The sequence below is a fragment of the Mucilaginibacter gotjawali genome, from assembly GCF_002355435.1.
Taxonomy (GTDB): Bacteria; Bacteroidota; Bacteroidia; order Sphingobacteriales; family Sphingobacteriaceae; genus Mucilaginibacter; species Mucilaginibacter gotjawali.
Genome location: NZ_AP017313.1, coordinates 2116598 through 2129213 on the forward strand (window position 1 = coordinate 2116598; position 12616 = coordinate 2129213).

Genomic DNA, 12616 nt, shown 5'->3' on the forward strand with positions numbered 1-12616 from the left:
ATGAATAGATTACATACGATAATAATTGTAATTACCTTGCTTTTTTCAACTTCGGCAAATGCCCAGGATGAATGGGTAATAAAAGCTGATAAAATTGATCCGGCCAATTATTACGGAATAACGGTGGTAAACGGTATGATCGGCATCGTGTCATCACCGGAGCCTTTCAAAGTTAAAAATGTTGTTTTGGCCGGAGCTTATGACTTGTATGGAAGGGGGAGGGTCAGCAATTTTTTAAACAGTTTTAACCTGCTGAACATGTACCTGGAAATAAACGGTAAACGGATAGATGCAGGTAATATCAGGAACTTTAAGCAGCAATTGGATATGCAAAGCGCTGCCTTTACTGCCACATTTGATTATGGCGATGAAGCATTGGTAAAATATACCTACTACTCTTTGAGGCAATTGCCCTTTACCGTGTTGATGGATATTGCTATTACTGCTAAAAAACCGATAACCATTACCGCAGCAAGCGTAATGGAAGCGCCCGACGCTTTAAAGGATGTTCAAAATTATTATAATGAAATTGACAGGCCGCATGTAACCATCAGTTTATTAACTTCTACAGCCAAAAGCCCAACCGGAAAATTACAATTATGTGCCTCAAATACATTTTTGTTTAACGAACCGCATGGGCAGGAGCCAAGGGTGATTCACGAAATGTGGGATAACAATATGCACCTGATGAAATTCAGTAAAGTAATAGCAGCCGGCGAAACCTATAGGTATGGCGTAGCAGGTTCCTCCATAACATCGGCCCACGATGCTGACCCATTGAACCAGGCCGAGCGTTTAACCATGTTTGCCAAACTGGAAGGTAGCGACCGGTTGATCCAGTTTCATAAAAATGCCTGGGCGGACCTATGGAAAAGTGATATAAAAACTGAAGGGGATGCGCAGGCGCAGCAGGATGTACACAGCATGTTGTACCATTTGTACTCTTTTTCGCGGGCCGGAACCGCTTATTCGCCATCGCCCATGGGGCTTTCAGGCTTAGGTTATAACGGTCACGTTTTTTGGGATGCCGATTTGTGGATGTACCCGGCTTTGCTGGTATTACATCCCGAGATTGCGAAATCATTGGTTGACTACCGTTTTCAGCGCCTGGGTGCTGCCAAACAAAATGCATTCTCCCACGGATATCAAGGGGCCATGTTCCCATGGGAAAGTGCGGATAGTGGGTTAGAAGAAACACCTGTGTGGGCTTTGAGCGGTCCGTTTGAGCACCACATAACTGCCGATGTCGCCCTCGCCGCATGGAATTATTACTGTGTTACGCAGGATAAACAATGGCTGCAGGAAAAAGGATGGCCTATTTTATCAGCCACTGCTGATTTTTGGGCAAGCAGAGTTGAGCGAAACGGCACAGGACATTATGATATTAAAGACGTTGTTGCGGCAGATGAATGGGCCGAAAATGTAGACAATAACGCGTACACCAACGCTGCTGCAATCGCTAATTTGAAGGCTGCAACCGCAGCTGCTAAAGTCTTAGGTGTAAAGGCTGATCCGGATTGGGATTTGGTTGCTCAAAATATTCCCATTTTGAAAATGGCAAATGGTGTAACAAGGGAGTTTGCTAGCTATAACGGCGAAGGCATTAAGCAAGCTGACGTAAACCTGCTGGCCTATCCTTTAAAAACCATAACAGATAATATGCAGGTAAAAAAAGACCTGGAGTACTATGAAACCCGCGTGCCAAACGAAGGCACACCGGCCATGACCCAGGGGATATTTACACTGCTTTATGCACGGCTGGGCAATGGCGATAAAGCCTATCATTTTTTTAAAGACGCCTATGAACCAAATTTGAATCCGCCTTTCAGGGTGATTGCTGAGACTAAGGGTGGAACGAATCCTTATTTTGCAACAGGCGCCGGAGGCATAATTCAGAGTTTGCTGATGGGTTTTGGAGGACTTGACATTACCCCTGAAGGAATAATGCAAATCAAAAGCAAATTGCCATCTAATTGGAAATCGTTAACTATTACCGGCGTAGGTCCCGATAAAAAGACTTATGTGATAAAATGATCAATTTTAAACTATTTAATATGAACCGTTTATTGTTTTCTATCCTGGCTATAGCCCTGTTTTTTGCTTCTTGTAAAAACCCCGACTATCAGAAAATATTTAATAACCCTGCACTTTATAGCGCTACAGTACATGAGCTAAATGGTGTGGTTATGGGTAATAATTTTTCCCCGGTTGTCGCATCAAGAAATTATGCATATGCCAATGTTGCAGCCTACGAGGTTGTTGCTGCAGGTGATTCCGCACATTATCAATCGCTGGCAGGGCAATTGAATGGATTGAAAACGGTCCCAAAACCTTTTAAAGGAAAACAGATTGATTATGAATATGCTGCGCTATTGGCTTTTTGTAAAGTAGGCGAAGCAGTTACTTTTCCGGAGGGTAGTCTTAAATATTACACAGATAGCCTGCACCAGCTTGCTGTGGCGCATGGAATGCCGGCTGAGATGATTGGAAATTCTGAAGATTATGCGAAATTGGTTTCAGCAGCTATAATGAAATGGAGTAAAAAGGATAATTATTTGAAAACCAGGAGTGAATCAAAATTTGCCATAAACGATTCGGCGGGAAGATGGGTGCCTACGCCACCGGCATATAGCGAAGCAGTTGAACCGCATTGGAATGAAATAAGGCCAATGGTAATTAATCAAGTACCGCCTATTGCTGTAGCGCTGCCGCCTGCATTTAACATAAAAGATACAAGCAGTAAGTATTACCATGAGGTAATGTATATAAAAACCACCACCGAGCATCTAACACCTGATCAAACCCATATCGCTGAATTTTGGGACGATAACCCCGGAAAATTGAATGTATCCGGCCATGTGATGTTTATCACCAAGAAGTTTTCGCCACCCGGGCATTGGATGAGCATTGTAGGGATTGGCGCTGAAAAAGCAAAGGCCGATTTTAACACCACCGTGTGCGCGTATGCAAAAACAAGTATTGCTATTTTTGATGGTTTTATCCAATGCTGGACGGAAAAATATGCTTTTAAAACCGTAAGGCCAGAAACCGTGATCAATAAATATTTTGACCCAAGCTGGCGCCCGCATTTGCAAACCCCCCCGTTCCCTGAATATACCTGTGGACATTGTACTAACTCAGGCGCTGCAGCCGAAGCGCTTTCAAGCGTTTTGGGTGATCATGTAGCTTACACAGATACATCGGAACTTGAATTTGGGATCAAAAGCCGTTCTTATAAATCTTTCAGGGATGCCGCCAACGAAAATATTTGGGGAAGGTTTTACGGAGGAATCCATTATTATAATTCATGCGTGGTATCGCATGAATACGGAAAAGAAGTGGGCGATATTGTTGTCAAACTGCTAAAAATGAAAAAATAAATTTTAAGAGAGATAATTAAACTTATAAAAAAGTAATTCTAAGTCTGGTAACTTCTTAAAAAAACGATAAATTAACTTAGTTAGGTAAAAAAATCATATATAATCGTTGGTTATTTTTTTTTTAAATACTTGAATATTAATTATTTGAAATATAAAAACCCCTGTTTTTTTTAAATTTTCATTATAAAAGACAGGAGCATTTCGCGCAGTCGGTTCTGCATGTTTAACAAGTTGTATATTTATATATCTCAAATACCTTAATGTTGTAGATTGAGTATAATATAATTGGTTTGACAGGTAGCCGCCTCATACGGCTACCTTTTTTTATTTAAAGGAGTTTAAAACAATAAATATCCGGCTGCCTGTTAGCTTAAATAAATGCTATTGATGAAAGTCACTATTTGTGCTGACATTCGTCACAATATGCTTCATCCTGTTAGCCGAAATTTGTGGTATTATGGCCGGGGTATGCCGGGGGACAGATCTCCAATAGCTATGATAACACTGCTATGCCTGTAAATAATTTCAATATTCAAGGGTTGTCTGATGATCAGGTTGCCAGGTCAAGGGAACAGTACGGATCTAACAGTCTTTCGTACAAAAAAGAGAATACTTTTTTTAAAGCTATTAAAACGCTTGCCAGTGAACCGATGGTTATATTACTGTTGGTTACCTCCGGCATCTACTTTATAAGCGGCAACGCAGCCGATGGCATCTTTCTTGCTTCATCTGTCGTACTTGTATCTGCAATCTCATTATTTCAGGATTCAAGGAGCCGGAATGCCTTAGAAAAACTTAAGAATTTTACCCAGCCGCATTGCAAAGTTATCAGGAACGGTAAAACGATTGAGATAACCAGCGAAGAGCTGGTTGTGGGCGACGACCTTGTCGTTGAAGAGGGAAAATCTATTACGGCCGATGGTACGATCATTCACTCCAACGATTTTTCCGTAAATGAAGCAATACTTACCGGCGAATCTTTTTCAGTTTATAAAGATCGCGATTCCGAAAATAATGTCATCTTTCAGGGCACTACGGTATCCAGTGGACTGGCCATCGCCAGTATCACCGCTATCGGGAACGAAACCCGCTTAGGGAAAATAGGCAAAAGCCTTGAAGCGATCAACGAAGAACCTACGCCTTTGGAGATGCAGATCAATAATTTTGTTAAAAAGATGGTGATTGCCGGTGCCCTGGTTTTCGTTATTGTGTGGGTTTTAAATTATTTTCATTCCTATAACCTAACGGACAGCTTAATTAAAGCCCTCACTCTTGCCATGAGCATATTGCCCGAAGAAATTCCGGTAGCCTTTTCAACTTTTATGGCATTGGGCGCATGGCGGTTGATGAAAATGGGCGTTGTTGTAAAACAAATGAAGACGGTTGAGACACTTGGAAGCGCCTCGGTTATCTGTACTGATAAAACCGGGACATTAACCGAGAATGAAATGAGCCTTGCCAAAATTTTTGTTCCGGGCTCCAAAATCACCGATGCTGCAGGCGCCTTGAATGACAATGAAAAGGCGATGATCAGGATGGCGATGTGGGCAAGTGAGCCCATTCCGTTTGATCCGATGGAGATAGCGTTACACAGGGCCTATTCCAAACTTGGCATAGCTGATGAAAGGCCGCATTACAAAATGATCCATGAATATCCAATAGGGGGCCGGCCGCCGATGATGACTCATTTATTTGAGTACAAAGGCAAGCGTATTATAGCTGCGAAAGGGGCGCCGGAGGCTTTACTAAAAATCAGCGGCCTGAATGATGATGAAAAAAACAAAATAGAATCTGTTATAAAAACATTGACAGCAGATGGCTACCGGATACTCGCCGTGGGTGAGGCCGATTTTCCGGGGAATGCTTTTCCTGCTACACAGCAGGAGTTTCGCTTTGTGTTTAAAGGATTAGTGGCTTTTTACGATCCGCCGAAAAAGAATATTGGAGCGGTATTGCAGGATTTTTATAACGCGGGAATCACTGTTAAAATAGTAACAGGTGATAATGCGGCAACCACAATGTCAATTGCTAAACAGATTGGCTTTAAAGGTTATGAGAAATGCATAACCGGCGAAGAGTTAATGAAGTTGAGCGACCGGGAAGTGCAGAGAAAAGTTGAGGATTCAGATATCTTCTCGCGAATGTTTCCGGAGGCTAAATTGAGGATCATCAATGCTTTTAAAGCGAATAACAAAATTGTAGCCATGACCGGTGATGGCGTAAATGATGGACCTGCTTTAAAAGCAGCGCACATTGGTATTGCGATGGGAAAAAGAGGTACTGAAATTGCCAAGGAAGCGGCTTCTTTAATATTAATGGAAGACGACCTGTCGAAAATGGTGGACGCCATAGCGATGGGCCGGCGCATTTATACCAACCTCAAAAAAGCTATACAGTATATCATTTCTATTCACATACCCATTGTGCTAACGGTTTTTCTGCCATTAGCCCTTGGCTGGATTTATCCTAATATTTTTTCTCCTGTACATATCATTTTTTTGGAACTGGTGATGGGGCCAACCTGCTCTATTATCTACGAAAACGAGCCCATGGAGAAAAACACAATGGTTCAAAAGCCCCGGCCGTTTTCTGTTACTTTTTTTAATTGGAAAGAGCTTACCACAAGCATTATCCAGGGGTTAATGATTACCTGCGGCACTTTAGCTGTTTATCAATACGCTGTATATAATGGATATAATGAACAAATAACCCGGACAATGGTGTTTACAACATTGATAGCCGCGAATGTTTTCCTCACGCTGGTGAACAGGTCATTTTACTATTCGCTGTTTACAACTATCAGGTACAAAAACAACCTGGTATTGCTGATCATCAGCATAACCGTTGCTATAACAGGCGCGCTGCTATATGTGAGGCCTTTAGCCATATTTTTTGGATTCAAGGCACCCTCTGTTCAGCAAATAGGCATTGGAATCGGCATCGGTTGTTTGTCTGTTGTTTGGTATGAAATTGTAAAATTTATTAAGAGGAGACGCCAGGCAGAAAAATAGGATGCCTTGTCTTAATATATCCATTAGTTGAAGATTTAAAAGTTATTAAACAGCGTGAAAATTATTTCGCGTGGTATCCCTCTGATCGGTTTAACAGAATGTTAAGGGGCTTCATCGCCGGAACATGATCTGTAATTATCTTCAATATTGCCAAAAAGGGTGACACTAAAACCATACCCGCAATACCCCATAATAAGGTAGCAGCAATAATAGCCACCAGCGTTGCCCAGGTACTTAAATTAAGTTGATTACCTACTACCCATGGAAAAATGACATTAGATTCCAGGTATTGAATAAATACAAATATCAAAACTACACCAACCGGATACCATATGGAGTCCTTGGTAACAAGCGCAATTGAAACAGGAATTGCAGCACTAACGAATATTCCGATATAGGGAATTACCATCATAAAAGAGGTTAGTATCCCATATAACAGTGCATTCCTGATGCCTAAAGCAAACAGTCCGATACAATTAAGCGCGGCTACAATTGAATAAACATAGAAATTACCCTTTATAAATTTAAAATAGGAAATAACGCTTTCATGCAAAATTTGCTCCAACTGGCCTCTGTACTTGTCGCCAACAATGAGCGCAATAACGCGGACAAAAGTTTCCCTATGGTATAAGAATAGCGCTGCATAGATGGGAATCATGACCAACATAATCAATGTGGAAATAGTAGTATTTAATAACCCTTTCAGGAACCCGGTAACATCATCATCAAGGTTAAGAGACATTTTATGAAGCCATTCAGACTGGGCGGGAGGGCTGATGTGAAAGGTTTCTTCTACCCATTTTCCCAGGTCAGGAGATAATTCTGACAAACGTTTAGAAATCAGGGGGAAGTCACTTAAAAAAATGTTGATCTCTAAGCCCAATAACCAGCCTAAAGCAATAAAAAGCAGAATGATGGACGTTAATAAACAAGCAATTGACAGGCTGCGAGGCATGCCCCATTTTTCCATTTTTTTGCAAATAGGAAATGTAATCAGCGCTATCAAAAGGCCGAATAATAAGGGCACGAACAATACCTTACCAAAATACAGGATCAAGGTAACAAAGAAAACGGCCTGAATCCATTTTAAGGCGTTTGAAATGGAAGCCTGGTGTTGATTTGATGACGCCATAATTTGTGTTTAAAGGTGATCGGGAGTAACAATTATAGCAGTTCTCATTTGAATTATGAATGACCCTGTGGCTGTGAAATACTGATTCTTATCACTTTTTATGGTTTGTTATTAATAGCCTGTTTCATCCGTCAATTTTAAATAACTATCTTTAATCCAATTCTTATCAATAAAATTCCGACAAATTGGACGATCAAAATACCCCCGGACTTGACACTTTCTGGCATTTAAACAGCGATGAGGCAACAAAGAAATTATCATGCAGCCAAAATGGCCTAAATGCCAGTGAAGCCACTCAACGTTTAAAACAATATGGCCCTAATACCTTAAAGGCCAATACAAATACTTCGGCAATCCTGTTATTTTTATCGCAGTTTAAAAGCCCGGTTACTTTATTGCTGATCGTCGCCGCGTTTTTATCTATCGGATTAAAAGATGTTACTGACGCCATAATCATTTTGATTATTGTGGCCATTAGCAGTGTATTGAGCTTTTTACAGGAAAGAGGGGCCGCCAATGCAGTTAATGAGTTACTTAAAATGGTACAGCTTCATTGTACTGTTTTTAGAGATAGCGAAGAAAAAGAAATTCCCGTTGAGAATGTTGTACCGGGAGACATTGTTATCCTGAACGCTGGCGACATCATTCCCGGCGATAGTTTGATCCTTGAATCGCAGGAGTTGTTTATTGATGAAGCCGCGTTTACAGGCGAAACCTACCCGGTTGAAAAAAGTGCCGGTGTTTTGGAGGCCAATATCCCGATCTCCAAAAGAACCAATTCGCTTTTTATGGGCGCCCATGTCATCAGCGGGAAAGCCAAGGCGCTCGTCGTGAAAACCGGGAAACAAACTGAGTTTGGAAAAATATCAGCAGCCTTGCAACTAAAAACGCCTGAGACTGATTTTGAAAGAGGCATTCGCAGATTTGGCTATTTGCTGATGGAGATAACACTTATCCTGGTGATCATCATTTTTGGCATTAACGTACTGCTGCATAAACCTCCGCTTGATTCTTTTATGTTTTCGCTGGCGCTGGCAGTGGGGCTGACGCCGCAATTATTACCAGCTATTATTAGTGTTAACCTGTCAACCGGCGCAAAACGGATGGCAGCCAAGCAGGTAATCGTAAAGCGGCTTTCCTCAATCGAAAACTTCGGCAGCATGAACATCCTTTGTTCCGATAAAACGGGAACAATAACCGAAGGGAAAGTTAAACTGAAGGATACGATTGATATTGATGGCAACCACAGCGATAAAATATTGAAGTACGCCTGGCTCAACGCATCCCTTCAGCAGGGATTCCATAACCCGATTGATGATGCTATAGCTGCAAACCTGAAAGATAATAAAAGCACCTATACAGTACAGGCTGAAATACCTTATGATTTTATCCGGAAAAGGTTAACCATTCAAATAAAAAATACCACAGAAAACCTGGCGATCACTAAAGGAGCAGTAAACAATATGCTGGCGATCTGCGACAGGGTTGAAACCGCCTCCGGCCAAATTATAAAAATAGCTGATAAAAAAGCCCAGATCCTGAAACAATATGAGCAATCAAGCAACGAAGGGTATCGAACGCTGGGTGTCGCCTATAAACCGGCTACAGCTGAGCATAATTTTGTGAAGGATGATGAAGCCGGTATGATCTTCCTGGGTTTCGTTACCCTGTTTGATCCGCCCAAAAAAGATGTGCAGCAAACTATTGCCAAACTAACCGATCTTGGCGTAAAATTGAAACTAATTACCGGCGATAATGCCCTGGTAGCTAGAAGTCTGGCAGGGCAGGTAGGGCTTTCAGATCCTAAAATACTTACGGGCTCGCAAATGCAAAAAATGAGCACTGCAGCTTTGGCCCATCAGTGTGTGCTGACGGATATTTTTGCCGAAGTGGAGCCAAATCAAAAAGAACGGATCATCGTTATGCTAAAAAGAGCAGGCAATGTGGTTGGTTTTATGGGGGATGGCATTAACGACGCTCCGGCGCTGCACACCGCGGATGTTGGGATCTCGGTAAACACCGCCGTTGATGTAGCCAAGGAGGCTGCAGACATTGTTTTGCTTGACCAGGACCTGGATGTTTTGTACGAGGGCATCATTGAAGGCCGTAAAACCTTCACTAATACCATGAAATACATTTTTATGGCTACCAGTGCCAACTTTGGCAATATGTTCAGCATGGCAGGGGCATCGTTGTTTTTACCCTTTTTACCTTTGTTGCCAAAACAAATTCTGCTAACCAACCTGTTGACCGATTTCCCGGAAATGGCGATTGCTACCGATAGGGTAGATGCCATCAATATTCAAACGCCCCAACGCTGGGATCTTGGTTTTATAAAGCGCTTTATGATCATCTTCGGCCTGTTAAGTTCGGTATTTGATTACCTTACCTTTGGCGTGTTATTGTTAGTGATGCATGCAAAAGAAAAGGAATTTCAAACAGGTTGGTTTGTAGAATCGGTTATCTCGGCTATATTAATCGTACTGGTGGTACGTACAAGGCTCTCTTTCCTTAAAAGCCTGCCCGGTAAATATCTATCCATCGCAACCGTCCTTGTTTTTGTGTTCGTTATTGCCATCCCCTTTACGCCTATGGCCAATTGGTTTGGCTTTACGCAACTCCCTTTAAAATATTATGGCTTAATGGTGCTGATCGTAACCGCGTATCTTTTATCGGCCGAATTTGCCAAAAGACTATTTTACCGGAAAATGTTGAGCAAGATTCACTTGTTTAAGTGATTTGAAGCCGCGATAAGGCGTAGATTATTATCAATTGTTGACGGAAACAATAAAATCGTTAATGGCTTCAATGTAGTTACAGCCATGTTGTTTTTCCTCACGCATTTTACCGGCTATTCCATTAATTACTTTCTGGATCTTTTTTTCAGCTGCCATCACCGGGCATTTGTCGGCATCGCCTTTTATATCCGAAAAGTGCTGCATATACAGGTACACCAGCTTTGATTTTATGGCATGAAGCGCAGGTGCATTTTTGCGCATCATATACCAATCCATAAAGCCAGCCATGTTTTGTGCTATAATGCATTTTACTTTTGGTATCTCGGCCCTGCGTTTCATCAGGGTGTTATCGTTGATCTTTGATAGCGCGTCGACGTTCACAAGGGAGACATTTGGTAATTCGCCGGCCGAAGCTTCTACATTATATGGGATGGAAAGGTCCACAACCAATTTGGTGTTTTTGCCTTCAAGGTGCGATTTTAAAACAATGGGCTCTGCAGCATTGGCAGCAACCAGTATCACGTCGGCGTTTTTAATTTCAGCCGCCAGGTCTTCAATCGGGGCATAGGCTAAACCTAATTCGGCTGCCAGTTCGGCTGCCTTCTCTTCCGAACGGTTGATGAGTGTGATATTTGTTGTTCCTAAATAATCAACCAGGTTTTTACAGGTATTGCGGCCAATTTTGCCTATTCCGATAACCAGTATTTTTCGCCCTGCACATAAGTTAATGTTCTCCTTAATATATTCCACGGCGGCATATGACACCGACACTGTGCCGCTGCTTAAAGCAGTTTCATTCCTGATCATTTTTGAGGATTGAAAAACGCTGTTGACCAGTCGCTCTAAAAAGCAATTGATAAAGTTATACCCTTTTGCAAATTTAATGGATTGCTTCAATTGCCCGGTAATTTCGTAATCACCCAGTATTTGCGAATCTAAGCCCGCGCCAACTTCAAATAAATGCTCAACAGCGTCCGCGCCATTTTTTATGTAAGCCAGGCGGTTAAATGTTTCGCTATCGCCGGTAGTTTGGGTGCAAAGTAAATTAATCAGTTGGCCAACGTTATCCGCGAAGCCATAGATCTCGGTTCTGTTACAGGTTGAAATAATAAAAAATGAATGAAGTCCGGATTCAGGCGCAATCGTCAGGATATTGGCATATTGGTCATTGTTGATCGCAAACATCCCCCTGATAGCAGCATCTGTTTTTTTATAATTGATGCCTGCAATAAAGAATTTTGAAATATCTGCCTGAGATGTATGATCCATTATTTTTTCAATAGTAATTATTCCGGTGTAAAGATTCGCCAAATACATCGGCCACACCTTGATAAGCATCATGATGTTTTGTGATATTTATCACTTTTTGTAACTCATTTCATTTTTGAAGGGAAAATCATCAAAGGTACTTCCTGGTTATCCAGCAGTTTTTTTGTGGTGCTTTGGTGAAGCATCCGCATAATAAATGAGTGCTGGTGGTGTATCATAGCCAACAAACCTGCACCGCTTTCTTTATAAATACGCAATATATTTTCAGCAACATCATTTCCTTTTATATCATGATAGGTGACACTCGGGTATTTTAATCTCGAAACTTGTTCCTCAAGTTCTATCTCTTTCTGGCTTTTTTCTTTTCCGGATTTATCCGGGTGGATGATGTGAATGATTTCAAGCTCGAAATTTAATAATTTGCTGAGTTTGGCAAGATAGTGTATGGCCAGCATATCTGATTCATCAAAATCTGTCGCAAATACCACTTTTTTTAATTCCTCAAGGTTTATTTTTGAGGGAACGACTAAAACGGGGCGACTTGACTTTTGGATGGTCGAATTCAGATCGCTTCCGAACAAACCATCATCGTCCGGATTAAATGCCCGGGCACCCATCAGGATCATTTCAACATGATGCTTCTGTATAATACCGGGAATGATAATACCGAGCTTGCCTTCCCCATTATCGCAGTAAATGACAGGTTTATGGTCTTCGGACCCTAGTTTTTCAACATCGGTCTTAAGGGCGGTGGCGAGTTTATTTAAATTATCCTTACTGTCATCATCTCCCCAAAAAATGTCTTCCGCAACCCATGGCTCAGCTACATAGGCCTCGGCTGAATTGGTAACATAAGTATTAAACAATAGCAGGTTGGTGTTAAGTTTTGCGCAAAGCTTAACACCCAATTCCGCGGCGTTTTCTGAGTTGTCGGAAAAGTCTGTTAGAACAAGGATGGATTTCATATCGGGTCGTCAATTTAAATAATATGTAAATTTTAAAATACCGGGCGGATTAAAGAATGATCAGCATCACATATAAAAAGTTAAGAATCACACTTTAGAGTGAGTAATATCATTATTTTAT

7 protein-coding genes are annotated in these 12616 nt (G+C 41.5%); 4 read left to right on the top strand and 3 right to left on the bottom strand.

Annotation, left to right across the window (positions count from 1 at the left end):
- The 3 genes from MgSA37_RS09695 (at position 1) to MgSA37_RS09705 (ending at position 6391) form a co-directional block, all read left to right on the top strand.
- Entirely contained in the window at positions 1–2034 is a 2034-nt protein-coding gene (locus MgSA37_RS09695; RefSeq protein ID WP_096351536.1) for a glycosyl hydrolase family 95 catalytic domain-containing protein, read from the top strand.
- Between the two features lie 20 nt (positions 2035–2054).
- Positions 2055–3380 carry a vanadium-dependent haloperoxidase gene (locus MgSA37_RS09700; protein ID WP_096351538.1) on the top strand — a complete coding sequence of 442 codons (1326 nt, stop codon included), beginning with the start codon at positions 2055–2057 and terminating at the stop codon, positions 3378–3380.
- A 449-nt stretch (positions 3381–3829) separates the two neighbouring features.
- The gene (locus MgSA37_RS09705; protein ID WP_232010831.1) at positions 3830–6391 is read left to right on the top strand and encodes a cation-translocating P-type ATPase; all 2562 of its coding nucleotides are present in this window, start codon (positions 3830–3832) and stop codon (positions 6389–6391) included.
- 61 nt (positions 6392–6452) lie between these two features.
- On the opposite strand, the gene MgSA37_RS09710 is transcribed toward MgSA37_RS09705, so the two are convergent.
- Entirely contained in the window at positions 6453–7523 is a 1071-nt protein-coding gene (locus MgSA37_RS09710; RefSeq protein ID WP_096351539.1) for an AI-2E family transporter, read from the bottom strand.
- A gap of 185 nt (positions 7524–7708) precedes the next feature.
- On the opposite strand from MgSA37_RS09710, the gene mgtA reads away from it, so the two are divergent.
- A complete protein-coding gene (gene mgtA / locus MgSA37_RS09715; RefSeq protein ID WP_096351541.1) occupies positions 7709–10261 on the top strand; it encodes a magnesium-translocating P-type ATPase in 2553 nt (850 codons plus the stop codon).
- Positions 10262–10291: 30 nt separating this feature from the next.
- Here mgtA and hemA read toward each other — a convergent pair whose 3' ends face one another.
- Together hemA and MgSA37_RS09725 are read right to left on the bottom strand one after the other, a co-directional pair.
- Positions 10292–11602 (bottom strand): glutamyl-tRNA reductase, encoded by a 1311-nt coding sequence (gene hemA / locus MgSA37_RS09720; protein WP_197706114.1) that lies wholly within the window; start codon positions 11600–11602, stop codon positions 10292–10294.
- Positions 11603–11634: 32 nt separating this feature from the next.
- Positions 11635–12495 (bottom strand): universal stress protein, encoded by an 861-nt coding sequence (locus MgSA37_RS09725; protein ID WP_096351544.1) that lies wholly within the window; start codon positions 12493–12495, stop codon positions 11635–11637.
- Between the last annotated feature and the right edge of the window lie 121 nt (positions 12496–12616).

Coding starts and splice junctions, on each gene's coding strand:
- MgSA37_RS09695 (WP_096351536.1), top strand. CDS start 1: ATGAATAGATTACATACGATAATAATTGTAATTACCTTGCTTTTTTCA.
- MgSA37_RS09700 (WP_096351538.1), top strand. CDS start 2,055: ATGAACCGTTTATTGTTTTCTATCCTGGCTATAGCCCTGTTTTTTGCT.
- MgSA37_RS09710 (WP_096351539.1), bottom strand. CDS start 7,523: ATGGCGTCATCAAATCAACACCAGGCTTCCATTTCAAACGCCTTAAAA.
- hemA (WP_197706114.1), bottom strand. CDS start 11,602: ATGATGCTTATCAAGGTGTGGCCGATGTATTTGGCGAATCTTTACACC.
- MgSA37_RS09725 (WP_096351544.1), bottom strand. CDS start 12,495: ATGAAATCCATCCTTGTTCTAACAGACTTTTCCGACAACTCAGAAAAC.